General features: G+C 64.0%; 1 protein-coding gene. It reads left to right on the top strand.

The window, feature by feature from the left end; genetic code table 11:
• Positions 1 to 578 (top strand): ABC transporter ATP-binding protein (locus U5A56_RS36930; RefSeq protein ID WP_321927417.1); only part of this gene is annotated, 578 nt, incomplete at both ends.

Consider the following 578-nt stretch of genomic DNA (forward strand, 5'->3'; position numbering starts at 1 on the left):
GCGCTGTTCCCGCACATGTCGGTCGAATCGAACGTCGCGTTCGGGCTGAAGCAGGAAGGCACGCCGAAAAACGAGATCAAGGAACGCGTGGCCGACGCGCTCGCGCTGGTGCAGATGAGCAAGTACGCGAAGCGCAAGCCGCACCAGCTGTCTGGCGGCCAGCAGCAGCGCGTCGCGCTCGCGCGCTCGCTGGTGAAGCGCCCGAAGCTTCTGCTGCTCGACGAGCCGATGTCCGCGCTCGACAAGAAGATCCGCCAGAAGACCCAGCTCGAACTGGTGAACATCATCGAGAAGGTCGACGTGACCTGCGTGATGGTCACGCACGACCAGGAAGAGGCGATGACGATGGCGAGCCGCCTCGCGGTGATGAGCGAAGGCAAGATCGTGCAGATCGGCACGCCGGGCGAAGTGTACGAATACCCGAACAGCCGCTTCTCGGCCGAGTTCATCGGCTCGACGAACCTGTTCGAAGGCCGCGTGGTCGAGGACGAACCCGATCACATCTTCGTCGAAAGCGACGACCTCGAGGCACGCATGTACGTGAGCCACGGCGTGACCGGCCCGCTCGGGATGCCGGT

Origin of the sequence: Burkholderia sp. BCC1998 (genome assembly GCF_905339875.1) — a bacterium.
Taxonomy (GTDB): Bacteria; Pseudomonadota; Gammaproteobacteria; order Burkholderiales; family Burkholderiaceae; genus Burkholderia.